Origin of the sequence: Micromonospora haikouensis (assembly GCF_000876225.1) — a bacterium.
Lineage (GTDB): Bacteria > Actinomycetota > Actinomycetes > Mycobacteriales > Micromonosporaceae > Micromonospora > Micromonospora haikouensis.
In genome coordinates this window covers 895,853-920,981 of sequence record NZ_JXSX01000003.1, presented here as the reverse complement: position 1 = coordinate 920,981, position 25,129 = coordinate 895,853, and the positions used below count along the sequence as shown (strand labels likewise).

Genomic DNA, 25,129 nt, shown 5'->3' with positions numbered 1-25,129 from the left:
CGGACCGCCTTGCTTGATACAGCCACGGATGTACTATCCGGGATGTGGAGACGTTGACCCACGGGCAGGTGCTGGCCCGGTTCGGCCACGCCCTGTCCGACCCCACCCGGGCCCGCCTGCTGCTGGCGCTGCGCGACGGCCCCGGCTACCCGGCGCAGCTCGCCGACCTGCTCGGCACCACCCGGCAGAACCTGTCCAACCATTTGACCTGCCTGCGCGGCTGCGGCCTCGTCGTGGCCACCCCCGAAGGCCGCCGCACCCGCTACGAGCTCGCCGACCCGCGCCTCGCCCACGCCCTCGGCGACCTGCTCGGCCTCGTGCTCGCCGTCGACCCCGCCGTCTGCCCCGACGCCGCCACGAAGGGTTGCTGCTGATGGCCCTGCCCCTGGTCCAGGCCCCGGCCGGCCCGACGCCGGCCCGCCGGGCAGTCCTCGCCCGGCGGGTACGCCTGCTGGTCGCCGCCACCATCACCTACAACGTCGTCGAGGCGGTCGTGGCCATCAGCGCCGGCACCATCGCCTCGTCCACCGCGCTGATCGGCTTCGGCCTCGACTCCGTCATCGAGGTCTCCTCCGCCGCCGCCGTGGCCTGGCAGTTCGCCGGCCGCGACCCCGAGGCCCGGGAGAAGACCGCCCTGCGCGTCATCGCGGTCTCGTTCTTCGCCCTCGCCGCGTACGTCACCGTCGAGTCCGTCCGCGCCCTGCTCGGCGGCGCCGACGCCGACCATTCCCCCGTCGGCCTCGTCCTCGCCGCGCTGTCCCTGGCCGTCATGCCCGGACTGTCGTACGCCCAGCGACGCGCCGGCCGGGAACTCGGCTCCCGCACCGCGGTGGCCGACTCCAGGCAGACCCTGCTCTGCACCTACCTGTCGGCGGTCCTGCTCGTCGGCCTCGGCCTCAACGCCATGTTCGGCTGGTCCTGGGCCGACCCGCTCGCCGCGCTCGTCATCGCCGCCGTCGCCGTCAAGGAAGGCCGCGAGGCCTGGCGCGGCGACGCCTGCTGCGCGGCCCCGGCGGCCGGTACGCCCACCGCCGCCACCCCGGGCGGGGAGGACGACTGCGGATGCCAGCCGGGCTGCTCCTGCTGCTCCGGCGACGGCCGGTGAGCAGGCCCGGCCGCCCGATGACCGGGCCTGCTTCCCGCTGAGCTGCCTGAGCGCGGGCCGCGGGCCTGGCGCAGCAGTCAGTGGCGGCTGTCCCGGCGGAGGAAGCCCGACAGCAGTTGCCGGAACTCGTGCGGGTGCTCGATCGCCGGCACGTGCCCGCACCGGCCGAGCACGTGCAGCCGGACATCAGCCAGGTGTTCGAGCAGGGGCAGGGTCGACGCCGCGAGCGGGGTGACCCGGTCCTCGGCGCCGTGCACGAGCAGCACGGGCGCGCGGATCGCGGCCAGCGTCCGCGCCGAGAGGGTGAGGTCGTCGGCCCACCGCGCCCTGGGTGGCGGGAACAACGACGCGAACGCGGCCGCACCCGCCCGCATCGCGGCGGCGCGGGTCTCGACGGCCGCATCGGTCACGAGCGCCTGGTCGAGGACGAGTCGACTCAGCATGTCCCGGGCCCCGGGCGGGCCGGCGGGGGCGGCCCAGATCGCGTCGAGGTCGGCGGACAGCGGCGCCCCGGGGGCGCCCATCGTCGAGACCGCCACGACACGGCTGACCTGCTCAGGGCGCGCGGCCGCCAACGCCAGCGCGACGGCGCCGCCCATGGAGTGACCCACGACCGCGTAGTGCTCGACACCGAGGGCGTCCATCAGGCCGGCGGCCTGCTCCGTCCACAGCCTGAGCCCGCCCCTGGAGCCCGCCGGGACGGGGGTGCGGCCGAACCCCGCCTGGTCAGGGGCCAGCACGTGCCAGGACGTGCCCAGCGCCTGCGCCGTCGCCGCCCAGGCCCCGGACCCGGTCGTGCCGGGTCCGGAGCCGTGCAGCATCAGCACCGCGGGCCCGGCTCCGCTCTCGAAGACGTGCACGGGGGAGCCGTCGACGGTGACGGTCCGATGTGCCGTCACCGGGGCAGGCCGGGTGCGCTCATGCCGACGCGGGGCCGACGGACTTCGAGAAGACCTCCATCATCGCCCTGCCGAACTGCGGCATGTCGGGCCAGCCCCGGCAGGAGACGAGGTTGCCGTCCACGACGTCGGGGGCGTCGATGACCGTCGCGCCCGCGTTCTCCATGTCCCCGGTGATCGGGGGGAAGCACGCCGTCTTCCGGCCCTTCAGCAGCCCGTACACCGCCGGGACCTGCGCGCCGTGGCACACCAGGGCGATGGGGAGGTTGCGGGCGAAGAAGTGCTCGGTGATGCGCCTGACGTCGGCGTCGACCCGGATCCATTCGGGGGCGCGCCCACCGGGGATGATGAGGGCGTCGTAGCGCTCGACGTCGACCTCGGCCCAGGGCACGTCGACCGGCAGCTTCCGGCCGTTCTTCTCCACGTAGGCGTCGGAGTTGGGGTCGAACTCGTGGATGACCAGTTGCACGTCACGTCTCGTCCGTGACGAGACGTCGACGTCCCAGCCGCCCTCCTGCACGCGGTAGTAGGGGTACATGGTGTCGAGTTCCTCGGCGGCGTCGCCGGTCAGGAGCAGCGCTCTGGGCACCTGCTTCTCCTCGTGTCTGGTGGCGGTGAGGCGGACGCGATCCAATCCGATCCGATTGGGCTAGCATTCCCCTGCCCCGCCCGCCCGTCAAGCCTCTACCGGCATCGCGTCCGTACCCTCGACCTCGTCGAACAGCCGCCGGAAACGCTCGCCGGACCGCAGGATGTGCCGCCGCATCGCGTAGGCGGCGGCGTCGGGGTCACGGGCGGCGATCGCGGCCACGACCTCCTCGTGCTCGGCCATGGCCAGGTGGGTGACCTGGGTGTCGTGGTGCAGCCGGAAGAGGTGGACGTGACTGTGCAGGCGGGCGAGCGCCTCGCGGATGACCTGGTTCCCCGCGCTCAGCGCGACGAGATCGTGGAAGGCGGCGTCGCGCAGCCCGAAGGCGCCGTAGGCCAGGGGCCCGCTGCCCCCCTCCAGCTCCGCCATCTCCTCCAGCATCCGGCGCAGCCCGGCCACCTGCGGCAAGGAGGCGCGTTCGGCGGACCTGCGCGCCGCTGCCGGCTCCAGGAGCAGGCGGACCTCGAGCATGTCTTCGAATCGGTTCCGGGTGATCTGGGGGGGAATGCGGTAGCCGGCGTGGGGCACCCGCACGACCAGGCCCTCGGCCTCCATGCGGTTAAGAGCGTCCCGGATCGGCGTCTGCGAGACCCCCAGCTCCCGCGCCAGGACGTCGATCGTGACGCGGGAGCCAGGCTCGATCCGTAGCGACATCAGCTGTCCGAGCAGCGTGTCGTACACCTCGTCGGCGAGCCGGCCGCCGGATCTGCCCGACGACGTTCCACCCGTCACGGCCCTACGGCCCCGCGCGGCCATCGCTTCGTCGTCCATCGTGACGTGAGGTCCTTTCCTGCATCTTCGGGAACCTGTTGACACCAGTCACCACGCTGCGACATGCTGACGCCCCGCTCGATCGTATAGGAAATCCGACGAGCGCCCGTCATTCTGCACCGCCGGAACCACCTGCCACCGCTCCACTCGATCACCTGACGCTCCCACGAGCATGCTCGACACCCCTCCCCGGTCGTCACCGGCCCGGACGGGTCGAAGGGCCGCTCGACGGCGCGCGGACCCGGCGCGTCCCGGCGCGCTCGCGACGCCGACCCCCGCGGGTCGGCCCCGCGACAGCCCGGCAACGCGCCTGAACGACCCGGCACCTGCTCGGCGAAGCACCTAGCGAGGCTCCACACCCCCACCAGAAAGCAGGCCAGAAGATGCGGCATCCGAAGCTGACAGGACGATTGTCCGTTCCCGGGCGAAAGGCGCGGCTGGCGACGGCGGCCATGCTGCTGGTCGCCACGACCGTGGCGGCCTGCGGCGACGGCCAGGACGACGGCGACGCGAAGGCGGGCGCCCCCAAGGCACCGGCGACCATCCCGGAGCTCACCAAGGACCCGCTGACCCTCAGCTTCATCTGGTTCGACTGGCCCCCCGCTCACGCCCTGGAAGACTTCGCGAACGCGGAGTACAAGAAGGAGCGGCCGAACGCGACCATCAAGGTCAACACCGTGCCGAACGCGAACTGGCACGACGCGATGTTCACCCAGTTCGCCGCGCACAAGACCGACTTCGACATCGCGATCCTGGACTCGCAACACATCGGCGAGGCCGTGACGAACGGCAACATCCTCGACCTCACCGACTTCGTCAAGAACAACATCGACGTCAAGGCCTACAACCCCTACCTCCTGGCGGCCTACGGCCAGTTCCCCCAGGCGGAGACCGGCAAGCGCGACGAGAACGCCAGCCTGTACGGACTGCCGCTGCTCGGCGACACCTGGACGATGATCTACCGCAAGGACCTCATCGGCGACAAGCCGCCGCAGACCTGGGACGAGATGATCTCGGTCGCCGGGAGGTGCCAGGCGGACAACCCGGGCGTCAGCGGGCTGGCGTTCCACCAGGCCAACGGCTCCGACGCCGCGGCCGTCACCTACAACACGGTCAACGGCATCTACGGCGGCAACCTCTGGGACCCCAAGACGCGCAAGATCGACGGCGTCCTCAACGACGCCGCGGGCCAGGAGGCGATGGACGTCCTGGTCAACAAGATGAAGCCGCTGACCGCCAAGGGCTCCGGCAACTGGTTCATCGACGAGGTGAACGCGGCGGTCGCCCAGGGCAAGGCATGCATCGCGTTCAACTGGATCGCCGCGAGCGGCGGCCTGCTCGATCCGAAGCAGTCGACGCTCGGCACCACGCGGGAGCAGATCCTCGACAAGCTGGGCTTCGCCACCCTGCCGAGCCAGAAGACGAACCTCGTCCCCCTCGGCGGCATGGGGATGCACGTGTCGGCCTACTCCCCCGCGGCGAACCAGGCGGAGGCGCTGAACTTCATGAAGTGGTTCGAGCGGCCCGACATCCAGAAGAAGTGGGCCGCGGCCGGTGGCGTGCCGGCGCGTACGGACGCCCTGGAGTCGCCCGAGTTCCTCAACGCCGGGCCGTTCAACAAGGTGTACGCCGACTCGGTTCCCCGGATGCGGGACATGTGGAACGTGCCCGAGTACGCGCGCCTGGTCGACATCGAGAACACCAATGTGAACGCGGCCCTCAACGGCGCGAAGAAGCCGAAGGACGCGCTCGACGACATCGCCAGGGAGCAGCAGAGCGTGCTCGACTCGAGCGGTCGCAAGGGCGGCGGCGGACTGTGAGTGAGCCCGTCCCTCTGACGACCGACGACCCCGGGCAGGTGGCGTCCGCGACACCGCCTGCCCGGGGCCGGTCCCCCCGGCTGGGCGACCGCGGGCTCGCCGTGGCCTTCATCTCCCCCGCGCTGCTGCTGTTGCTCGCGATGTCGGTGTTCCCGTTGCTGTGGGCGTTGTACCTGTCGTTCACCGACTACTCGGCCACCCGCGGCGGGCCCGCCAACTTCGTCGGGTTCGGCAACTACACGGCCATCCTGACGTCGGCGCAGGTCCACACGAGGGCCCTGACGACGTTGATCTACGTGGTCGGCGCGGTCTCCCTGCAGACCGTGCTCGGCTTCACCATCGCCTACCTGATCTCCCGGCGTACGCACGGGCGGGGGCTGCTGACCACCCTGTTCCTGGTCCCGATGATGCTGTCGCCGGTCGTGGTCGGCCTGTTCTGGCGATTCATGCTCGACGCGCAGTTCGGCGTGGTCAACAGCATGCTCGGCTCGATCGGCCTGGAGCAGGTGGAGTGGCTCACCCGGCAGCGGACGGCACTGGTCTCCCTGATCGTGGTCGACACCTGGCAGTGGACGCCCTTCATCATGCTCATCGCGCTCGCGGGCCTCACCGCGGTGCCCAGGTACCTGTACGAGGCCGCCTCGATCGACCGGGCGTCCGAGTGGTTCCGGTTCCGCACCATCACCCTTCCGCTGGTGTGGCCGCTGCTCCTCATCGCCGTGTTGTTCCGGGCCATCGAGGCGTTCCGGCTGTTCGACCTCGTCTACATCCTCACCAACGGGGGCCCCGGGGTCTCCACCGAGACGTTGTCGTTCCACGTCTACAAGGTCGCGTTCCTGGGCTTCAACACCGGCACCGCCTCGGCGTACGGAATCCTCATGGTCCTCGTCGTCGTCGTCCTCACGCAGCTCTACCTGCGCTACCTGAACAAGCTCAAGGAGGGCTGATGGCCGTCTCCGTCGACGAGGCCGTGTCCGCAGTTCCTGCCCGGGATCACACGCCCCCCGCGCGCCGCTTCGGCGGCCGGGGCCGCCCCGCGCTGGAGGTCGTGCTGCTGACCGTGCTGGCCGTCGTGATGCTCTTCCCGGTGCTGTGGATGATCGAGACGTCCATCAAGGACAACCGGGACGTCTACGCCATCCCGGCGAAGTTCTTCGACTTCAACGTCACCCTGGACCACTTCAAGGACGTGTTCGTCGCCCCCGACGGCGGTCGCTCGGCCCTGTCCGTCTCGTTCCTCAACTCCGTGGTGGTCGCCGGGGTCTCCACGGTGCTGGCCACCGTGCTGGGGGTCCCGGCGGCCTGGGCCTACTCACGGTTCACGCTGAAGGCCAAGAAGGACCAGCTGTTCTTCATCCTGTCCACCCGCTTCATGCCGCCCGTGGTGGTCGTGATCCCGATCTTCCTCATGTACCGCCAGGTAGGGCTCATCGACAGCAAGCTCGGCCTGATCCTCATCTACGCCGCGTTCAACGTCCCGTTCACGATCTGGATGATGAAGGGGTTCGTCGACGAGGTGCCCGCGGAGTACGAGGACGCCGCCATGCTCGACGGCTACACCCGTCTGCAGGCGTTCTGGAAGTTCACCCTCCCCCTGCTCGTGCCCGGCATCGCCGCGACGGCGGTCTTCGCCCTCATCTTCTCCTGGAACGAGTTCGTGTTCGCCATCTTCCTCACCTCCAGCGACGAGGTCCGGACGGCTCCACCCGCCATCGCCGGCCTCATCGGCGGCACCACTGTGGACTGGGGTCTGGTGGCCGCCGCCTCCGTGGTGTTCGCCCTGCCGGTGCTCGTCTTCGCCTACCTGGTGCGCAAGCACCTCGTCGCCGGTGTGACGCTCGGGGCGGTGCGACGCTGATGGCCGGCATCGAGGTGACCGCCCTGCACAAGCGCTACCCGGACGGAACGGTCGCGGTCGAACACGTGGACCTGTCCATCGGCGACGGCGAGCTGTTCGTGATGCTCGGCCCTTCGGGCTGCGGCAAGACGACCACGCTGCGGGCCATCGCCGGCCTGGAGCGGCAGACGACGGGCGACATCCGCATCGGCGACACGCTGGTCAACGACCTGCCGCCCGCCGAGCGCGACATCGCCATGGTGTTCCAGTTCTACGCGCTCTACCCGCACCTGAGGACCCGCGACAACCTGGCCTTCCCCCTGCGCGCCGAGGGGCTGCCCAAGCCGGAGGTGCAGGCGCGGGTCGCCGAGGCCGCCCGGCTGATGCGGCTCGGTCCGCTGCTGGACCGGCGACCGCGCCAACTGTCCGGCGGGGAGCAGCAGCGCGTCGCGCTGGCCCGTGCCCTGGTGCGACGACCACGCGCCTTCCTCATGGACGAACCTCTCACCAACCTGGACGCGGAGCTGAGGGCGGACATGCGTACGGAGATCAAGCACCTGCAGGGGGAGTTGGGGGCGACGATGGTCTACGTCACCCACGACCAGGTCGAGGCGATGTCGCTCGGTCATCGGATCGCCATCCTCAACAAGGGCCGCGTCGAGCAGGTCGGCACGCCGCTGGAGGTCTACGACCGTCCGGCGAGCCTCTTCTGCGCCGCGTTCATCGGCTCCCCGCCGATCAACCTGATCGAGGTGGAGGTGGCCGACGGGAGCCTGCGCGGTCAGGGCGGCCTGGCCCTCACGCCACCGTCGGGCCTGCCGCGCGACCGTCGCCTGGTCGCCGGCGTCCGGCCGGAGGCGCTGGAGGTCACCGCGCCCGGGGCGGAGCGTTCGATCCCGGCCCGCGTGGTCTCGGCCGAGTGGCTGGGCGACGAGATCATCTACGTGGTCGACCACGGCGGCCAGCGCGACGTGCGGGTTCGGATGCCACCGACCGTCCGGTTCGCCGCTGACGCACCGGTCGGGCTGCGGCACACCGGCGGAACCCCGGCGGTCTACGACGTGCGCACGGAAGAGCTGGTGGCCTGATGGGTACCGTGGCAGTGCACGGGCTGCGCAAGTCCTTCGGCAAGGTCCAGGCCCTCGACGGGGTGACGCTGGACGTGCCGGACGGTTCGTTCTTCGTCGTGCTCGGGCCCTCCGGGGCAGGCAAGACGACGACCCTGCGGGCGATCGCCGGCCTCGACAAGCTCGACGCCGGGTCGGTGCACCTGGACGGCAGGGACGCGACCGGTGACGCCCCGGCCGCACGCGACCTGGCCATGGTCTTCCAGAACTACGCCCTCTACCCGCGACGCACGGCGTACGAGAACATCGCCTCGCCGCTGCGGGCACGCCGCTGTTCCTCGACCGAGATCGCCGCTGCCGTCGAGCGGATGTCGAGCCTGCTGCACATCGAACGTCTGCTGCAGCGTCGTCCCGCGCAGTTGTCGGGCGGTGAGATGCAGCGGGTCGCCCTGGCCCGGGCGCTGGTCCGTAGCCCGCGCGCGTTCCTCATGGACGAGCCGCTGACGAACCTCGACCTCAAGCTCCGCGTCGAGATGCGCACCGAGCTCACCCGCATCCACCGCAGCCTCGGAGCGACCTTCGTCTACGTGACCAACGACCAGGTCGAGGCCCTGTCCATGGCCGACCAGGTCGCGGTCCTCAAGGAGGGGAAGGTGCAACAGGTCGGCACGCCGACCGAGGTGTACGAACGGCCGGCCAACCAGTGGGTCGCCGGTTTCGTCGGGAGCCCGCCGATCAGCCTGCTCGCCTGCCGGGCGGAGGGAGATCGTCTGATCGGTGCGGGAGGCTGGACGCTGCCACGGCCCCGCTGGACCACGGCGCAGGACGGTCGTGCGCTGCTGCTGGGCCTGCGCGCGGAGGACCTGTCCATCGAACAGCGCGGGGACGCGTCGTTGTCGGGGGAACTCTACGGACTCGAGCCGCTCGGCGACCGGACGGTGGTCGACGTCCTCGTGGGGACGGAGGTCCTCAAGGTCAAGGCACGACCCACCGTCACCGGCACGCCGGGCGAGCGGCTGCAGGTCACGGTCGACCTGGACCGTGCGCACCTGTTCGACGCGGAGACCGGGCTGTCGCTGTCCGCGGCCGGACGGTAGCCGCGCGGCCGACGGGGGCGGGCGGCCCGTCCGGTACGCGCACGGCGCGATCGCCGGGACGCCGGACATCACCACGATCATCACAGGAGGCGACGCAGTGAGTGACCCGACGAACGTCCTGGCCCCGAAGCACCGGCGGCTGCGGATCGGCGACACCTGGCGCGACGCCGCAAGCGGAGCCACCTTCGCCGTCGAGGACCCGGCCACCGGCCAGACCATCGCCGAGGTGGCGGACGCCGGTGTCGCCGACGGGCTCGCCGCGCTGGACGCGGCGAGCACGGCGATGGCGCAGTGGGCGGCGACGCCGCCGCGGAAGCGGTCGGAGCTGTTGACCGCGACGCACCGGGCACTGACCGAGCGATCCGAGGAGGTCGCCCGGCTGATCACGCTCGAGATGGGCAAGCCGCTCGCCGAGGCTCGGGCGGAGGTGGCCTACGGCGCCGAGTTCTTCCGTTGGTTCGCCGAGGAGGCGGTGCGCGTCGAGGGGCGCTACAGCACCGCGCCCGCGGGTGGCTACCGCATCCTCACCGTGCCGAAGCCGGTCGGACCGTGCGTCTTCGTGACGCCCTGGAACTTCCCGCTGGCAATGGGCGCCCGCAAGATCGCCCCCGCGCTGGCCGCCGGCTGCACGACGATCACCAAGCCGGCAGCCCAGACGCCGCTCACCATGCTGTTGCTGGCCCGCATCATGGAGGAGGTCGGCGTTCCCCCGGGCGTCGTCAACGTGGTGACCACCAAGCGCTCCGGCGAGGTGGTCTCCGCGCTGCTGGCCGACGGTCGGACCCGCAAGCTCTCCTTCACCGGGTCGACCGAGGTCGGGCGCGTGCTGCTCCGGCAGGCTGCGGACAACGTGCTGCGTACCTCCATGGAGCTGGGCGGCAACGCGGCCCTGATCGTGTGTGCGGACGCCGACCTGGACGTCGCGCTCGACGGTGCCATGGTCGCCAAGATGCGCAACATCGGGGAGTCCTGCATCGCGGCCAACCGGATCTACGTCGAGGAGCCGGTGCGCGAGGAGTTCACGGCGCGCTTCGCCGAGCGGATGGGCGCGCTCTCGGTGGGCCATGGCCTCGACGACGGCGTGGACGTCGGTGCGTTGATCGACGACGCCTCGGTCACCACGATCGACAAGCTCGTCGCCGACGCGGTCGAGCGCGGCGCCCGGGTCCTGGTGGGCGGCGAGCGCCCGGACGGGCCGGGCCACTTCTACCCGCCCACGGTCCTCGTCGACGTGCCCGAGGACGCGCGGATGCTGAGGGAGGAGATCTTCGGCCCGGTGGCGCCGATCATCCCGTTCACGTCCGACGACGAGGTGCTGGCGAAGGCCAACGACACCGAGCACGGCCTGGTCGGCTACGTCTTCACCCGTGACCTGCAGCGGGCGATCCGATTCGCCGAGGGGCTGGACACGGGGATGGTCGGCATCAACCGTGGCCTGATCTCGGACCCGTCGGCCCCGTTCGGAGGCGTGAAGCAGTCCGGGATCGGCAAGGAGGGGTCGCACGAGGGCATCCTCGAATACCTCGACCTCACCTACGCGGCGATCGACCTGCCGTGACCGGCCTCCACCCGGGGGCGCCTGGGCCACCCGGGCGACCCGACCCCGCCGACGCCGTCCCGGTTCCGCAGGTGACCCGGACGCCCGCCCAGCACATCGCCGCCGACGTTCCGGAGAGGCACCGACATGCTTGAGACCGTCCGCGGACCACGCCAGCTGATCGTGGGCGAAGGGGTCGCGCAGAACATCCCACGAGTGGTGGCCGAGAGCGGCTCGCGGGTCCTGATCGTGACCGACCGGATTCTCCTGGGGCAGCCGGGCGTGGCCGAGATCGTGGCCGCCGTGCGGGAGAAGGTCGAGGCCGTCGCGGTGTTCTCCGACGCGACCCCGGACGTGCCACTCACCGATGTCGACCTGGCCGTCTCGGCCGCCGCCGAGGTGGACGCCGACGTCATCCTCGCCATCGGCGGCGGCACGGTGATCGACCTCGCCAAGATCGTCGGCGTCATCCGGCGCCACGGTGGGACGCCACGCGACTTCTACGGCGAGTCGAAGGTGCCGGGGCCGACGTTTCCTCTCGTCGCGGTCCCGACGACGTCCGGCACCGGCTCCGAGCTCACCCCCGTCTCGGTGTTGACCGACCCGGACCGCGCGCTGAAGGTGGGGGTCTCCAGCGTCCACATCGTGCCCGACTTCGCCATCGTCGACCCCGAACTCACCTACACCTGCCCCGCGACCGTCACCGCCCACTCCGGCATCGACGCGTTCTGCCACGCGGTGGAGAGCTACACCGCGCGGCCCCGGGCGCACGCACCACGCGACCCGGTGGAGCAGGTGTTCCTCGGCCGTAACCCGGTCACCGACCACTACGCGCTCCGGGCCGCCGAACGGATCGCCCGCAGCCTGCGCCGTGCCGTCCGGGACGGCGGCGACACGGACGCGCGCGCGGACATGTCCTACGGGTCCATGCTCGCCGGGCTCGCCTTCTCCCACGCGGGCAACGCGGCCCCGCACGCCCTCCAGTACCCGATCGGCGCGGCCACGCACACGCCGCACGGCCTGGGCGTCGGGCTGCTGCTGCCGTACGCGCTGGACGCGGCCAGGGATGCCATCGTCGACCGGCTGGCCGTCCTCGCCGGGGCGTGCGGGCTCGACGTGGCCGACGCCTCGGACGCCGAGGCCGCGGACGCGTTCCTCACCTGGCTCGGCGGGCTCCTCGCCGACATCGGCATCCCTGCCACCCTGGCGGACATCGGCGTGGCCCGCGCCGACCTCCCGCGCTTCGCCGAGATGGCCGGTGGCGTCACCCGCCTGATCCAGAACCATCCGGGCCCGACCGACACCGCCAGCCTGACCGCGATCCTCGAAGCGGCCTGGACCGGGGACCGGACCCGTGCGGGCTCCGGGCTGAGACGGTGACCGGCCCGGAGACCCAGCGGGCGGGGCGGGGGCGGCTCGCGCCCCCGCCCCCGTCGCATTGGCCGGTCAGCCCGTGCGCCACTTCTGGTTGGCCGTTCCGGCGCAGTCCCAGAGCTGGAGCCTCGCGCCGTCGCTGCCGTTCGCGTCCTTGATGTCGACGCACTTGTTGGCCTGAAGGTTGACCAGGTCTCCGGCCGCGTTCAGGGTGAACTCCTGGGCGCCGGTGCCGTTGCAGGTGTAGAGCTGCACCACCGCTCCGTTCGCTGTCGACCCCGCGTCGATGTCCATGCACTTGTTGTTCTGGCTCTTCAGGGCCGTGCCGCTGAAGAGCCACTTCTGCGCGTTGGTGTTGTTGCAGTTCCACATCTGCAACGGCGCGCGGTCGACGAAGTTGGAGCTCGGCACGTCGATGCACTTGTTGTTCCAGGTGCTGACCACGGGCACCCCGGTGGCCGGGTTGCCGGTGCCACCGGTGAACGGGCTGAGGATCAGTCCGGCCGAACGTGGGTCGCCGTCGTGCACCAGCGACTCGAATCCGCCGACGTCGTCGAAGGCGAATGCGTATGCCCGGCCGTCGGTCATGTTGGCGTGGATCAGGCGGGCGTACTGGTTGGTGGGGTTGTTGCGGTAGAAGTCGGCGGCGTTGGTGGTGGGCTGGGTGTCGATGGTGCCGAGCGTGCCCCGGTTGAGCGCGGCGCAGAGCGTACGCGAGATCGGGCCGACCACCTGGTCGTTCGGCGCGGGCAGGTCGCCGTCGCAGCCCCAGACGCTGGCCGAGGAGGGCCGGTTGAAGGAGGCGACCACCTGGCCGCTGCCGTTGGTGAAGGTCATGGTGTTGCCCGACGTGCGGCCGTAGTACCTGATGGCCGGCTGGTCGGCGAAGGGCACCACGGTCAGGGTCTTCGTGGTGTACGCGTTCCACGCGGAGGCGACGTAGGAGTCCAGGTAGGTGGTGCTCAGCAGGCCGGCCCCGGCCGCCTTGCCCGGAGCCAGGACGCGCAGCACGGTCCCGTCGGAGCGGGTGTGGACGGTGTTGGCCCAGCCCGGCTGCGCCCGGATCCCGTCGATGACCGCGTTGCGGCCGTTGGCCACCACGTCGCCGGTGCGCTTGGTGACGCCGTTGGCGCCGGTCACGGTGACCGCGTGCGGGATCGCAAACATGTCGACCTGAGAACTGTTGAGCCACAGGCCGGAGTCGTTGTAGGTGAACTCGCTCCAGTCGAAGAGGATGTCGCGGTTCGCGTCACCGGCCGCCCAGGGCGCGGGCTGCACCAGCCCGTCCGGGGTGAGGAAGAACTTCAGCTTCTGCCCGAGGGCGAAGTAGACCCGGCCGGAGAAGCCACGGGGGAACTGGATGGTGGTGCTGCCGCCGTTGCCGGGGCCCGGTATGGAGACGTCCGGCGCGGGCGACGGCGGGATCTGCCCGCCGGTCCACGGCGCGAAGGCGCCGCCGGAGGTGACGTAGCCGAGCCGGCCGGTGGACAGCTGGACGCCGATGACATAGAGGTAGACCGCGTCGCTGCGGCCGGTGGTGTTGGTGACGGTGACGGGCAGCAACGCCGGTCCGACCGCGTGGGCGGGCGTGGCGACGACGACGGCCGCGAGACCGGCGAGCAGTGCGGACGCGGCGGCAAGCAGCCTTCTTCGGAGACGCATGGCGACACCTCGCTGGAGACGGGATGGGAGAGCGCTCTCTCAGCAGGGTCCAATTGTTAATAATGTTTGTCAATAGGTGCTTGCTCCAGCCCTCCCTCGCCGACGGTGACGTCGTACGCGACGGGGACCCCCACGGGTGACCTGGCCGGGTGGCCGCCGGCGCAGCACTGCGCCGGCGGCCACCCGGGGACCGGTCAGAGACCGGCCGCGTGGGCGGCGGTGGTGCCGCCGACCACCGGAAGAACGATCTTGCTGCTCTTCAGGGCGACCGTGATGTTCGCGGCGGTGGTGTCCGCCTGGCTGGAGTACTGCGGGTAGCTGGCCACGATGATCACGCCGATCCGGTGGCCCGGCTTGAAGACGTAGTCCTCCGGCAGCAGCGGGAAGGTGAAGTTGTACGACTCCCCCACCACCAGCGGCACGGCGGTGCGGATGGACTGCCGGTTCTGGGCGTCCATGATGCCCTTGGTGACCAGCTCGTAGTCGGCCGTGGCGACCCGCTTGGCGGTCTGCTTGTAGCAGCCGTCGTCGGTCGGGCTGTTCAGCCCCCAGCAGTCCTCCGTGGTCAGGGTGATGATGCCCTCGCCGGAGGCCCGGTGCGCCACCCGCTCGTCGGTGCCGTAGTCGACCAGGATCGCCCCGAAGTTGGTGTCGGTCTGGTCGGCCGAGGCCCGCAGCTGCACCGTCGGCGTGCCCGAGATGTGCAGGGGCGCGGTCAGCGGCGCGGACAGGAACGCCAGCCGGTTCGGCTGCACCGTGTCCGGGTTGAGGATCATGGTGTTCTGGCTCTGGGTACGACTGTCCTGGAACGCGCCGGTCGCCGGCTTGGCGGTCGGCACCAGCTTCAGGCCGCCGGCCCCGGTGGTGCCGGGCTGGAGGAACACCTCGGTGTCGGCCTTGCCGGGGATCGGCCAGTCGGCGTGGGTCTCCCACACGTCGGCGGCACGCTCCAGGTCGACCCGGGGCTCGTCCATGATCCCGTTGGCCACCCCGTGCAGCCAGAAGTCGAACCACCGGTGGAGGGTGGACACCCAGACCGCGCGCCGCGAGTCGAACGGGTCTACGTGCCCCTCCTGGGAGAGCCACAGCTTGCGCGGGATGTTGTTCTCCGCCAGGGCGTACCAGAACTTGCTGAAGTGGTCCGGGCGGACGTTGTCGTCGTTGAGACCGTGGTAGAGCAGCACGCTGGCGGTCATGTTGGGGACCTTCTTGACGTAGCTGCGCTCGTTCCAGAAGGCGGTGTAGTCGCCGTGCTCGTCGCCGTCGGCGGCGGCCATCGCGTCGCGCACCGGCTTGCAGTAGTCCCGCCGCTCCGGGTTGGTGACCGTGTTGGCCAGCGACGCCACGTAGCTGTTGCCCCGGGTGACCACCCCGTTGCTGCGCACGTAGTCGTAGTACTCGGTGGGACCGCTGATCGGCACCACCGTGGTCAGGCCCTTGACGCCGGTCACCGCCGTCGCCATGGCCAGCGAGCCGTCGTACGACTTGCCGATCATGCCCGACTTGCCGTTGTGCCAGTCGGCGGTGACCACCTGGCCGGCCGCGTTGCGCGCGGTGGCCCGGCCGTTGAGCCAGTTGATCGCCTGCTTGGCGCTGAGGTTGTCCTGGTTGGCGTTGGTGGTGGGGCAGCCGGTGGAGTTGTTGGTGCCCACCATGTCCAGCAGGATCACCGCGTAGCCGCGCGGCACGAAGTAGTTGTCGTAGAACAGCGGCCACCTGTCGAGCAGGCCGTCGCCGTCCAGGTCGGCCTTGCACTCGGACTCGTTGCCCCGGCAGACCGTCGAGTAGTAGGGGCTGGCGTCCATGATGACCGGCACCTTGAGCCCGTTCGCGGTGGCCGCCGGTCGCATCAGGTCGAACGCGATGATGTCGCGCAGACCGTCGTTGTCGCTGTCGAAGGTGGAGTCGATGAACAGGCGTTCCCGGATGGCGTCGGCGTAGCCGAACACCGGCTGGGTGACCCCGTCCTGGACCACGATCGCCGGTGCGTCCGACGCCGCCACCGCGCGTGGCGCCGCGCCCAGGGCGGCGAGCAGCACCGCGGACAGTACGGCCGCCCCGGCGCGAAGGGGTGTTCCCATTGCAGCCATGCAGTCTCCTTGAATGTCCCGAGACCAGGCACGCTATGGGCCGACCGACCGGCACCACCACCTGCACCTGTAGGAACTTTGCCCGCGCCGCTCCGACGCCGACGCGACGACGCCCGACGGCGGTGTGCCGCGCCGGTCAGTCCCGGTAGCCCCACTGCCGCAGCGGCTTGTCCAGCACCCGTTCCACGGCGGCGAGCTGCGCGTCGCCCAACTCCTCGTGGTAGGCCGCCTGCCGACCGGCGTGGAACCGGTACCGTCCGAAGCCCTTCTCGAACGCCGGCGACCAGTCCAGGTCGAGGAAGTCGAGCATCCGGGCCACCTCGCCGCGCGGGTCGGCGAGCAGGTCCTCGTAGCGCACGTCGAGCCACTGCGCCTCGGGGTGCGCCGCGCGGGCCTCGGCGAAGGAGTCCATCAGCATCTTCCAGCCCAGCGCGGCGAGCACCGGGAACGACCTGTCGTACTCCTCCCACTCCCGGCGCAGGTCGGTCGGCAGTGGGCCGAGGAACCAGTTGTCCGGCCCGCGCCAGCCGTCCCACCAGCCCATCTGGAGCCAGGAGTTGGTCACCGCCCGGCCGTCGCGGACCACGTTGACCACCCGCAGCTCCGGGTAGCCGGCCCGCAGGAATCCGGTCCTCGGCCAACCGGTCACGTGGTGCAGCAGCAGCCGGCAGCCCTGCCGGGCGATCCGGGCGTCGAAGAAGGCGCGCAGCCGCCGCCGCAGGTACGGGGTGAGATCCTCGGCGGTCAGGTCCCGGCACGGGCGGGAGAACCCGGCAAGCACGTGCCGGTCCAGCAGGTGGTACGCCTCCGACGGGGCGACCCGCAGCCGGCCCTTCTCCAGCAACCGGCGGCTGTGCCGCAGCGACGTCATGCCCGCCGGACGCGGTGCCGACCGCCGGTACAGCGGGCCGTTGAGCCGGCCGGTCAGGTTGAGCCGGGACAGCTTGTCGTCGACGCCGGAGACGAACCCGACCCCGGGGTGCCGGGACAACAGCTCCTGCACCAGGGTCGACCCGCACCGCCCGGTGCCCACCACCACCGCCAACATCGCTCAGCCCTCCTCGTGCCGGGCCGGCCCCGACCGCCCGACGCCCACCGGCCGCCCACCGGCCGCAGCCGGCCCACCCTGCGCGGGCCGCCCGTCCCCCGCCGACCGTTCGGCCCCCGCCGGGCCCGGGCCGCCGCGCCGCCACGGGTAGCCGAACCGGCGCAGCCCCGCCGCGGTCAGCGCGGTGACCAGCGCGTACGACCAGCGGGACAGGTCGCGCCGCCACTGCACGTCGGCGGTGATCGGCACCGGGCCGGTCCGGTGCCGGGACGGGTTGCCGGCCACCGAGTGCGTCGGCGTCAGCCGGACCGTCGCCGGGCCGGTGAACGGGCCGCCGTCGGGGTCGACCCCGGCGAAGGCGGCGATCCGGCGCAGCGTCGGCTCCGGGTCGGCGGTCAGGTCCTCGTAGCGCACGCGCAGGTAGCCCCCCGGGGCGCGGTCACCCCACAGCCGGACGGTCACGGTGTTCCACACCAGCCAGAGCAGGGCCGCCTTCCACACCGGCGGCCGGCTCATCAGCTCCGGGTCGGTGTCGCCGTCGAGCCCCCGGCGACGACGCCAGGAGAAGGCGGTGGCCCGGGGGTCGCGGACCAGGTGCAGCACCCGCAGGTCGATGCCGGGCAGCGCGCCGACAAGCGCGCCGTACGGGGGCAGTTTCGACGAGTCGACCACCACCCGGGCCCCGGTGTGCCGGGCCACGGCCGCGTACAGGTCGGCCAGCGCCGCGTCGTCGGGGTGCGCGGGCACCGGCCGGATCCCCCGCCGGTGGCGGCGCAGCAGCGCCGGCAGCCCGCGCATCCGCAGCCGGCCCCGCAGTCCGGCGGCGATCGTGGCAGCCCGCTCCACCGGCAGTTCTTGGGTCACCGCACGCCACAGCGGGCAGTCCCGCAGCGGCCGGCCGCAGCCGCACGGCCGGTTCTCCACCTCGCCGCGCTGCCACAGGTAGCGCAGCTCCCCGGCGGCGAAGACCCCGTCGTACTGGCCCAGCACGGTGGTGACCAGGGTGCTGCCGCTGCGTCCGCTGCCGGCCAGGTAGAGCACCCGCACCGGCGGGTTCACGCCGGCTCCCGCACGGTCCGCGCGGCGGTCGCGTAGACCTCCCGCAACCGGGTCAGGTGCGCCTGCGGGGAGAAGTCCCGCTCCACCCGCGCCCGGCCGGCCCGCCCCATCCGGTACGCGCGCTGCGGGTCGGCCAGCACCCGGGCCAGCCCGGCGGCCAGCGCGACCGGATCGTCGGCGGGCACCACCTCGCCGTCCACCCCGGCGGTGACCAGCTCGGGCAGCCCGCCCAGGTCGGAGGCGACCACCGGCACCCCGCAGCCGTACGCCTCCAGCACCGCCATCGGCTGGTTCTCGTTCCACCGGGACGGCACCGCCACCACCGTGGCCGAGCGGACCAGCTCGTGCAGCCGGGCCTTGTCCAGCCGGCCGTGGAACCGGACCCGGCCGGGGGCCCGCCGCCGGGCCAGCTCGGTCAGCCCGTCGCGGGCCGGGCCGTCCCCGGCCACCTCCAGCACGACGTCGTCGGGCAGTCGGGTGAGCGCCTCGATGAGCACGTCGACGCCCTTCTCCGGGGCCAGCCGGCCGGCGAAGACCACCGGCCCGCCGGGGGCCGCCTTCACCGCCGTCGCGGCGACGTCGACGAAGTGCGACACCACGTGCATCCGGTCGGGGAAGACACCGGCCCGGCGCATCACGTCGGCCAGGAACCGGCTGGGGCTGACGAACGCCTGCACCGGCCCGTACGCCCGGGTGGTGCGGTGCAGCCAGGACTCGACGGCCAGCAGCGAGCTGGCCCCGAACGAACCGTCCTTGCAGCGGCGACGGGCCGCGCGCAGCGGACCGCCGGTCACGCAGGCGTCGCAGACCGCCCCCCGGTCGAGCATCTGGTAGCTGGGGCAGGCCAGCTTGTAGTCGTGCAGGGTCATCACCGCCGGCACCCGGGCGGCCCGCACCGCGGCCAGCACCGACGGGGAGAGCTGGTGGTAGATGTTGTGCAGGTGGACCACGTCGGGCCGGAACTCGTCGAGCACCCGGGCCAGGCCCCGCCGGCTGGCCGGCGACCAGATCATCCGGGCCGCCGCCGCCGCCCGGGGGCCCGCGCCGCGCGGCGCCGGGTCCAGCTCCACCCGGGACGGGAAGTGCCGGGCGTACGGGGTGGGGGCGTCGTTGTCCGGGTGGGTCATGCCGAAGAAGGCCACCTCGTCGCCGTCGCCCCGTTGCAGCTCGGCGACGTCGAGCAGGTAGCCCTCGGCGCCGCCGCGCCGGTAGAGGAACTTGTTGACATGGAGGACACGCATCGGCCCGCTCCGGGGGTGGCTGCTGCGGTTCGTCGGGGTCCAGGGGTGGGGTGGTCGCCCCGGACGGCAGCGGTGACCAGGGGCCCCACCGTATGCACCAGCCACGTCGTGAGTCCAGCTCATGATCCCCAAGCTGACCACACGGCCCATCGCCGGTCGACCACACGGCCACGTGGCCACCCGTGCTGATCTGCCGGTACCGTGTGCCCCACCCCGCCTGACGTGCCCGAGGAGGACCCGGTGCCCCACCCCGACGAGCCCTCGGCGCTGGCGTACACCGCCCGACGGGTCCGCCGGCACCTGCGCTGGGCGCGCACCGAGGGCGTCCGGCGGCTGATCGAGGAGGACCGGCTCGACCCGGTCGACCGGGCCCGCACCGCGCTGGCGAAGTGGCGCTGGCGGCGGGCCCATCCCGGGCCGCCCGGCCGGGCCGTCCCGGTCTACCTGGTGGGCCTGCAACGCTCCGGCACCAACATGCTGACCCGGGGGCTGGACGCCGACCCGTCGGTGGAGGTCCGCAACGAGAACGACCGCGCCGTGTTCCACCGCTTCCGGTTGCGCCCCGACCCGGTGCTGGCCGCCGTCATCCGGCGCAGCCGGCACCGGTACGTGCTGGTCAAGCCGCTGTGCGACACGCACCGGGTGGACGAGCTGCTCGACCTGGCCGGGGTCGCGCCGGGGCGCGCGCTGTGGGCGTACCGGGACGTCGACGACCGGGCCCGCTCCGAGGTGGCGAAGTTCGGCGACGCCAACCTGCGGGCGCTGCGGGCGATCGCCGACGGCACGATCGGGGACCGCTGGCAGGGGCAGCGCCTGGACGCGCCGATGCGGGACCTGGTCGCCGGCTTCGACTACGACCGGATGACCCCGCACACCGCCGCCGCCCTGTTCTGGTACGTGCGCAACTCGTTGTACTTCTCCCTCGGGCTGGCCGACCGCCCGGACACCCTGCTCTGCTCGTACGACCTGCTGGTCGCCGACCCGGCGGGGTCCACCCGGCGGCTGTGCGCCTTCCTCGACCTGCCGTACGACCCGGTGCTGCACGCGCACGTCGGCGCGCGCACCCCGGCGCGGCCCCGGCTGGAGATCGACGCCCGGGTACGGGCGCTCTGCACCACCCTGGCCGAGCGGCTGGACGCGGCGGCCGGCCGGCAGGAGGTGGTGGACCATGGCTGAACCGCACACCCCGGCGGCGGGGGCGGCCCGGGGGCCGATCTTCCTGGTCGGCTGCCAGCGGTCCGGCACCACGATGCTGCGGCTGGTGCTGGACTCGCACTCCCGGGTCAGCTGCGGCCCGGAGACCCGGTTCCTGGCCGACATGCAGCGCATCGTCGGGCGGGACTGGGAGCGGCTGGCCCGCTTCGGGTTCCCCCGGGAATACTGGCTGGGCCGCATCGCCGACTTCTTCGGCGGCATCCAGGCCGACTACGCCCGGTCCCGGGGAAAGACCCGCTGGGCCGACAAGACGCCGCTCTACGCGCTGTCCATCGACTTCCTGGCCGAGGTCTTCCCCGACGCGCAGTTCGTGCATGTCGTGCGGGACGGCCGGGACGTGGTGGTGTCGCACCGCAAGCGGTTCGGCTACTGGTCGGCGGTGAAGTGCGTGGTGAAGTGGCCGCGCTACATCCGCATCGCCCGTGCCTCCGGGGCCCGGCTGCCGGCCGACCGCTACCACGAACTGCGCTACGAGGAGGCGGTCACCGACCCGGAGAAGGCCATGCGTGCCCTGTTCGAGTTCCTCGGCGAACCCTGGGAGGCGGGCGTGCTCGACTACGACGGCAAACAGCACGACGTGGCGGGCAAGTACACCGCCGAGGCGGACCGTCGGCGGGCCGCCGCCGGCACCGACGCCCCGATCTACGGCTCCCGGGTCGGCACCTACCGCCGGGAACTGGACCCCTTCCTGCGGGTGCTGGTCCGGATCTTCTCCGGTGCCACCCTGCGCGAACTGGGCTACCGGTGAGCCGCCGGACCGGGCGGCGGGTGCTGCTCGCCGGGGTGCTGCTGGCCGCCCTGGTCGCCGGGGCGGCCTGTTCGGACGATCCCGCCCCCCGCCCGGCCCCGTCGGCGACCGGCCCGGCGGCGGCCACCCCGTCGGCCGGTGCCACCGGCGCGCCACCGGCCGGCGCGACGGCCCGCAACCCGTTCGGCGCGCACTGGGACTGGTCCCGCCACGACCAGTTCGTGCCCTACCTGGAGAAGCTCTCCGGCTCGGCGACCTACCACGAGCTGAGCTGGTGCGACATCGAGAAGACCCAGGGCAGCCCGGACTTCTCGGCGGTGGACCGGATCGCCGAGCGCAGCCGGCAGCTCGGCATCGCCCTGCACCTGAAGATCCGCACCGGGGTCTGCTGGGCCACCGGCGGGACGGCGAAGTTCACCCGGGGCCAGGCCAACAAGACCGAGTCGGCGATGCCCCGGGACCTCGCCGCCTACCAGGCGTTCGTCCGCGCCCTGGTGCAGCGGTACGCCCCGTACGGGGTCCGCGAGTACGCCATCGAGAACGAGGTCAACGCGCAGCAGTACTGGGCCGGCAGCCCCGAGGACTACCGCCGGCTGGTCACCGCCGCCGCCGAGGCGATCCGGTCGGCCGACCCGCAGGCCAAGGTGGTCGACTCGGGCATGAGCAGCGTCGCGTACGGAATGGGGGTGGCCGACCGGCTGCTGCGGGCCGGGCAGCCGGACCAGGCCGTCGCCGCCTACCAGGCGTACTTCCAGCGGCGGATCGGCACCCGGGGGCGGCTGATCCCGGCGGTGGCCGACCCGGCGGCGTTGCGCGCGGCGCTGGACAACGCGCAGAACTCCCGCAACCTGGCCTACCTGGCGGTCACCGAGAAGCTGCTCGACGACCGGGTGGTCGACGTCCGGCAACTGCACTTCTACGAGCACTTCTCCGGGGTGCCGGCGCTGCTGGACTACCTGCGCGCGGAGACCCCTGCCGGGGTGCCGGTGCAGGCGTGGGAGGTCGGCCAGTTCTGGAAGGACGGCGCGGACGACGCCGCAGCCCGGGGCGACGAGATGGTCAAGGTGGTCAGTCAGCTCGTGGCCGGGGGCATCCACGAGGTGCTCTGGCTGCCGTTGGCGTACAACCCCGACAACCGGGCCGGGGCGGAGGTCCGCTACGGCCTGCTCGACCCGGACGGCACCCAGCGGCAGGCGGGCGCGATGCTGGCCGCGCTGGCGGCGGCGGCCCGGGACGCGACCGTCGAACCCGTGCACGCCAAGGGGCTGACCGGAGTGGCGTTCCGCCGGGGTGCGGAGAGCACCCTGGTGGTCTGGTCGATCACCGGGGGCACGGTGTCGCTGCCGGCCAGCGCGGACGTGACCGGCGGCCCGGTCGGTGCCGACCCGCCCGCCCGCACCGGCGCGCTGCCGATCGGGCCGAGCCCGGTGCTGCTGCGCGCGAAGGGCGACCCGGCCGACGTCCTCGCCCCGATCCGCTGACGCGGTGGCCGTTCACCAGGTGCGGGGCCAGCCGAGCAGCTCGGCGAGGCGGGCGTTGTGCGGAGCGAACCCGGCGGACAGCTCGGCCCGCAACTCGGCGGTGAGCTGGGACGGGCCGGTGTCCGCCCGGCGGGTGTGCCGGGCGAACTCCGCCGGGGTGTACGGGTCCAGCCCGAGGAACCGCAGCACGCCCGCATAGGTGGTCGCCGGGTCGGCGTACAGGTCCTCGCTGCGGATCACGTGCAGCCGTTCGGCGGGCAGGTGGGCGTACCAGCGGTCGAGCTGCTCGGCGTAGCGGCCCCGGGCGGCGTAGGAGAAGTTGCGCAGCGCGTGGTGGGCCGCCGGGGTGTCCGGCCCGTCGGCCAGCGCTGCGGCCAGCCGCCCCGGCTCGGCGGCGAGCGCCTCGGCGAAGCCCAACGGCTCCAGCCCGTACGAGCGGGTGTGCAGGTAGTGCGAGTAGGCCCGCTCGACCGGGTCGCGCAGCAGCGCCACGAACCGGGCCTCGGGCAGCGTCGCCGCCACCCGGGCCGGCACGCCGGGGTGGAACAGGTAGTAGGGGCTGGCCTCGAAGCTGCGTCGGCCGGGGGCGGCCGGTGGGAAGTGCGCCCGGTACCAGCGCGGCCCTCGACCGTAGTGCAGGCTGAAGAACTGGAGTTCCTTGCCGGTGGCGGCCCGCACGTCGGGGTGCGCGGCGAGGTAGTGGTGCAGCGAGGTGGTGCCGCACCGCTGCCCACCGATGATCAGGAAATCGGGCAGCGCGCCGACCGGGCCGGGCCGCGCCGCCCGCGCCCAGGCGCGGGTGCCGCGTACCATCCGGCGCAGTCGGTCCACGGTGGCCCGCCGCGGCCCCGCGCTCACCGCGACACCGCCCGGCCGGCCTCGTCGACGGCCGGGGCGGGACCGTCTCCGGCGGCATCGGGCGGGCCGCCGCGACGGCGTCGGCGGGCCAGGGTGCGCAGCACCATCACGTCCTCCCGGCTGAGGCCCAGTGCCAGCACGGTCCCCAGGTAGACGGCCACGATCGCGGTCAGCCCGGCGGCCGGCCGCCCCGGCCAGCCCGGCACCAGCCAGCGCACCAGCAGCCCGGCGAGCAGCGCGGCGACCCCGGCGGCCAGCCCCTTGGCCATCCCGACGGTGAACGGCAGCGCGCCGGTCAGGTGGCGGACCTGCACCACCCGGGCGACGTTGACCACGATCAGCGAGGCGCTCCACGCCGCCGCCGCGCCGACGATCCCGTACGCCGGGATGAGCCACAGGTTGAGCAGCACGTTGAGCAGCAGGGCGACCAGGTTGTCGGCCATGTTGAGGGCCACCCGGCCGGACATGTTCAGCACCGTGCCACACGGGCCGGTGGCCGCGTTGACCAGCTGGCCGAGGGCGAGGATCACGGTCACCGCCGCGCCGGTGGCGACCTCGCCGCCGAAGACGCGCAGCAGGTCGCCGGGGAGGACCAGCAGCGCCACGAACGCCGGCAGCGACAGCCGGACCACCCAGCCGGTGGCCACCGCGTAGACCCGGCGGACGTCGTCGAGGTCCCCCCGGTGGTAGAGGTGCGCCAGGTACGGCCCGAACGCGGCGTTGACCGGCGCGAGGACGAAGATGGCGACGGTGACGAGCCGGGTGGCGACGTTGTAGACGCCGATGTCCGGGTTGGCGAAGAAGCCGAGCAGCAGGGTGTCGACCCAGATCAGCCCGGTCGACGACAGCGACGACACCCAGCTGACCGTGGAGAAGCGGAACAGCTCCCCCGGCCGGTGCACCGGGCGGGCCGGCGGCACCCGGCGCACCATCCGGCCCAGCGCCAGCAGGGCGAGCAGGGCGGCCGACCAGCCGGCCACCACCAGCGCCCAGAAGGCCCCGGTCAGCCCCACCCCGGTGACCAGGGCGAGCGCGGTGAGCAGCAGTCGGACGCCCGGCTCGTAGAGCTGGCCGATGAAGGTGAACGGCCGCTGGGTACGCCAGCCCCGGGTCGCCGCGAGGGCCGCCTCGCAGACCGTCGAGGCGGGCAGGGTGAGCGCGACCAGCCGCAGGCCGGTGACCAGCCCCGGGTCATGCAGCCGGTCGGCGAGCCAGGGCGCGCCCGCCGCCAGCGCCCCGGCGAGGACGACCGACGAGCCGGCCGAGACGGCCAGTCCCAACCGGATGGTGCCGCGCAGCGCCGGGGCGTCCGCGTCGGCCAGGTGCACCGCCACGAACCGGGTGAGGCCGGCCCGGAACCCGGACAGCGACAGCAGCCCGGCCAGCGACAGCACCGCGTAGCACTGGGCGTACCGGCCGACCTCCCGGATGCCCAGCACCCGCGCCAGCAGCAGCATGATCAGGAAGACCGCCGCCTGGCTGAGCAGGGCGCCGAGCAGGTTGAGCCCACCGCCCCGGGCCATTCCCCGGACGTGCTGGTCGCCCCGCGCGGACCCTTCCGGCACCCCCAC

22 protein-coding genes are annotated in these 25,129 nt (G+C 72.5%); 12 read left to right on the top strand and 10 right to left on the bottom strand.

Features of this window, described 5'->3' with window-relative positions; all coding sequences use genetic code 11:
• Positions 1-44: 44 nt before the first annotated feature.
• Together TK50_RS25620 and TK50_RS25615 are read left to right on the top strand one after the other, a co-directional pair.
• Positions 45-374: an ArsR/SmtB family transcription factor gene (locus TK50_RS25620; RefSeq protein ID WP_043967811.1), complete on the top strand. Its 330-nt coding sequence runs from the start codon at positions 45-47 to the stop codon at positions 372-374.
• Complete coding sequence (locus TK50_RS25615; protein WP_043967809.1) at positions 374-1,105, top strand: cation efflux transmembrane domain-containing protein; 732 nt, start codon at positions 374-376, stop codon at positions 1,103-1,105. Before TK50_RS25620 ends, TK50_RS25615 begins: the two co-directional genes overlap by 1 nt.
• A 77-nt stretch (positions 1,106-1,182) precedes the next feature.
• Here TK50_RS25615 and TK50_RS25610 read toward each other — a convergent pair whose 3' ends face one another.
• The 3 genes from TK50_RS25610 to TK50_RS25600 all read right to left on the bottom strand — a co-directional run bounded on the left by TK50_RS25610 (position 1,183) and on the right by TK50_RS25600 (position 3,424).
• Positions 1,183-2,004: an alpha/beta fold hydrolase gene (locus TK50_RS25610; protein ID WP_043967807.1), complete on the bottom strand. Its 822-nt coding sequence runs from the start codon at positions 2,002-2,004 to the stop codon at positions 1,183-1,185.
• 19 nt (positions 2,005-2,023) lie between these two features.
• Positions 2,024-2,593, bottom strand: coding sequence for a DJ-1/PfpI family protein (locus TK50_RS25605; protein ID WP_043967805.1), 570 nt, complete (start codon positions 2,591-2,593; stop codon positions 2,024-2,026).
• Positions 2,594-2,680: 87 nt separating this feature from the next.
• Positions 2,681-3,424 carry a GntR family transcriptional regulator gene (locus TK50_RS25600; RefSeq protein ID WP_043967803.1) on the bottom strand — a complete coding sequence of 248 codons (744 nt, stop codon included), beginning with the start codon at positions 3,422-3,424 and terminating at the stop codon, positions 2,681-2,683.
• A 383-nt stretch (positions 3,425-3,807) separates the two neighbouring features.
• Here TK50_RS25600 and TK50_RS25595 point away from each other — a divergent pair, with 383 nt between their 5' ends.
• The 7 genes from TK50_RS25595 (at position 3,808) to TK50_RS25565 (ending at position 12,162) form a co-directional block, all read left to right on the top strand.
• Positions 3,808-5,244, top strand: coding sequence for a sugar ABC transporter substrate-binding protein (locus TK50_RS25595; protein WP_043967802.1), 1,437 nt, complete (start codon positions 3,808-3,810; stop codon positions 5,242-5,244).
• Positions 5,245-5,282: 38 nt separating this feature from the next.
• Positions 5,283-6,191: a carbohydrate ABC transporter permease gene (locus TK50_RS25590; RefSeq protein WP_043967800.1), complete on the top strand. Its 909-nt coding sequence runs from the start codon at positions 5,283-5,285 to the stop codon at positions 6,189-6,191.
• Complete coding sequence (locus TK50_RS25585; protein WP_043967798.1) at positions 6,191-7,102, top strand: carbohydrate ABC transporter permease; 912 nt, start codon at positions 6,191-6,193, stop codon at positions 7,100-7,102. The genes TK50_RS25590 and TK50_RS25585 overlap by 1 nt, the downstream gene beginning before the upstream one ends.
• The gene (locus TK50_RS25580; protein WP_043967797.1) at positions 7,102-8,169 is read left to right on the top strand and encodes an ABC transporter ATP-binding protein; all 1,068 of its coding nucleotides are present in this window, start codon (positions 7,102-7,104) and stop codon (positions 8,167-8,169) included. Before TK50_RS25585 ends, TK50_RS25580 begins: the two co-directional genes overlap by 1 nt.
• Complete coding sequence (locus TK50_RS25575) at positions 8,169-9,245, top strand: ABC transporter ATP-binding protein (protein WP_043967796.1); 1,077 nt, start codon at positions 8,169-8,171, stop codon at positions 9,243-9,245. Before TK50_RS25580 ends, TK50_RS25575 begins: the two co-directional genes overlap by 1 nt.
• Before the next feature lie 97 nt (positions 9,246-9,342).
• The gene (locus TK50_RS25570; RefSeq protein ID WP_043967795.1) at positions 9,343-10,803 is read left to right on the top strand and encodes an NAD-dependent succinate-semialdehyde dehydrogenase; all 1,461 of its coding nucleotides are present in this window, start codon (positions 9,343-9,345) and stop codon (positions 10,801-10,803) included.
• 126 nt (positions 10,804-10,929) lie between these two features.
• A complete protein-coding gene (locus TK50_RS25565) occupies positions 10,930-12,162 on the top strand; it encodes an iron-containing alcohol dehydrogenase (RefSeq protein ID WP_043967793.1) in 1,233 nt (410 codons plus the stop codon).
• Between the two features lie 66 nt (positions 12,163-12,228).
• On the opposite strand, the gene TK50_RS25560 is transcribed toward TK50_RS25565, so the two are convergent.
• The 5 genes from TK50_RS25560 to TK50_RS34230 all read right to left on the bottom strand — a co-directional run bounded on the left by TK50_RS25560 (position 12,229) and on the right by TK50_RS34230 (position 19,256).
• Positions 12,229-13,818, bottom strand: a complete 1,590-nt coding sequence (locus TK50_RS25560; protein WP_043967791.1) for a beta-1,3-glucanase family protein — start codon at positions 13,816-13,818, stop codon at positions 12,229-12,231.
• A gap of 194 nt (positions 13,819-14,012) precedes the next feature.
• The gene (locus TK50_RS25555) at positions 14,013-15,899 is read right to left on the bottom strand and encodes a CocE/NonD family hydrolase (protein ID WP_043967789.1); all 1,887 of its coding nucleotides are present in this window, start codon (positions 15,897-15,899) and stop codon (positions 14,013-14,015) included.
• Between the two features lie 145 nt (positions 15,900-16,044).
• The gene (locus TK50_RS25550; protein ID WP_043967787.1) at positions 16,045-16,956 is read right to left on the bottom strand and encodes a sulfotransferase family protein; all 912 of its coding nucleotides are present in this window, start codon (positions 16,954-16,956) and stop codon (positions 16,045-16,047) included.
• 3 nt (positions 16,957-16,959) lie between these two features.
• Positions 16,960-18,015 (bottom strand): sulfotransferase family protein, encoded by a 1,056-nt coding sequence (locus TK50_RS25545; protein ID WP_052503914.1) that lies wholly within the window; start codon positions 18,013-18,015, stop codon positions 16,960-16,962.
• Positions 18,012-19,256, bottom strand: a complete 1,245-nt coding sequence (locus tag TK50_RS34230) for a glycosyltransferase (RefSeq protein WP_043967785.1) — start codon at positions 19,254-19,256, stop codon at positions 18,012-18,014. The genes TK50_RS25545 and TK50_RS34230 overlap by 4 nt, the downstream gene beginning before the upstream one ends.
• 222 nt (positions 19,257-19,478) lie before the next feature.
• Between TK50_RS34230 and TK50_RS34225 the strand changes: the two genes are divergently transcribed.
• From TK50_RS34225 to TK50_RS25525, 3 genes are read left to right on the top strand one after another with little or no spacing between them, the layout of a single operon-like run.
• On the top strand, positions 19,479-20,432 hold the full coding sequence (locus TK50_RS34225; protein ID WP_043967784.1) for a sulfotransferase family protein: 954 nt from the start codon (positions 19,479-19,481) through the stop codon (positions 20,430-20,432).
• The gene (locus TK50_RS25530; protein WP_043967782.1) at positions 20,425-21,219 is read left to right on the top strand and encodes a sulfotransferase family protein; all 795 of its coding nucleotides are present in this window, start codon (positions 20,425-20,427) and stop codon (positions 21,217-21,219) included. Before TK50_RS34225 ends, TK50_RS25530 begins: the two co-directional genes overlap by 8 nt.
• A complete protein-coding gene (locus TK50_RS25525; protein WP_043967780.1) occupies positions 21,216-22,700 on the top strand; it encodes a hypothetical protein in 1,485 nt (494 codons plus the stop codon). The genes TK50_RS25530 and TK50_RS25525 overlap by 4 nt, the downstream gene beginning before the upstream one ends.
• 12 nt (positions 22,701-22,712) lie before the next feature.
• On the opposite strand, the gene TK50_RS25520 is transcribed toward TK50_RS25525, so the two are convergent.
• Positions 22,713-23,558: a sulfotransferase family protein gene (locus tag TK50_RS25520; RefSeq protein WP_052503913.1), complete on the bottom strand. Its 846-nt coding sequence runs from the start codon at positions 23,556-23,558 to the stop codon at positions 22,713-22,715.
• On the bottom strand, positions 23,555-25,123 hold the full coding sequence (locus TK50_RS25515; protein ID WP_144420389.1) for an oligosaccharide flippase family protein: 1,569 nt from the start codon (positions 25,121-25,123) through the stop codon (positions 23,555-23,557). Before TK50_RS25515 ends, TK50_RS25520 begins: the two co-directional genes overlap by 4 nt.
• Positions 25,124-25,129 lie beyond the last annotated feature (6 nt).

Bases quoted from the DNA above. Each gene is read 5' to 3' on its own strand.
- TK50_RS25555 (WP_043967789.1), bottom strand. From the start codon at position 15,899: ATGGGAACACCCCTTCGCGCCGGGGCGGCCGTACTGTCCGCGGTGCTG.
- TK50_RS34230 (WP_043967785.1), bottom strand. From the start codon at position 19,256: ATGCGTGTCCTCCATGTCAACAAGTTCCTCTACCGGCGCGGCGGCGCC.
- TK50_RS25560 (WP_043967791.1), bottom strand. From the start codon at position 13,818: ATGCGTCTCCGAAGAAGGCTGCTTGCCGCCGCGTCCGCACTGCTCGCC.
- TK50_RS25530 (WP_043967782.1), top strand. From the start codon at position 20,425: ATGGCTGAACCGCACACCCCGGCGGCGGGGGCGGCCCGGGGGCCGATC.
- TK50_RS25585 (WP_043967798.1), top strand. From the start codon at position 6,191: ATGGCCGTCTCCGTCGACGAGGCCGTGTCCGCAGTTCCTGCCCGGGAT.
- TK50_RS25615 (WP_043967809.1), top strand. From the start codon at position 374: ATGGCCCTGCCCCTGGTCCAGGCCCCGGCCGGCCCGACGCCGGCCCGC.
- TK50_RS25580 (WP_043967797.1), top strand. From the start codon at position 7,102: ATGGCCGGCATCGAGGTGACCGCCCTGCACAAGCGCTACCCGGACGGA.
- TK50_RS25565 (WP_043967793.1), top strand. From the start codon at position 10,930: ATGCTTGAGACCGTCCGCGGACCACGCCAGCTGATCGTGGGCGAAGGG.
- TK50_RS25600 (WP_043967803.1), bottom strand. From the start codon at position 3,424: ATGGACGACGAAGCGATGGCCGCGCGGGGCCGTAGGGCCGTGACGGGT.
- TK50_RS25575 (WP_043967796.1), top strand. From the start codon at position 8,169: ATGGGTACCGTGGCAGTGCACGGGCTGCGCAAGTCCTTCGGCAAGGTC.
- TK50_RS25595 (WP_043967802.1), top strand. From the start codon at position 3,808: ATGCGGCATCCGAAGCTGACAGGACGATTGTCCGTTCCCGGGCGAAAG.
- TK50_RS25550 (WP_043967787.1), bottom strand. From the start codon at position 16,956: ATGTTGGCGGTGGTGGTGGGCACCGGGCGGTGCGGGTCGACCCTGGTG.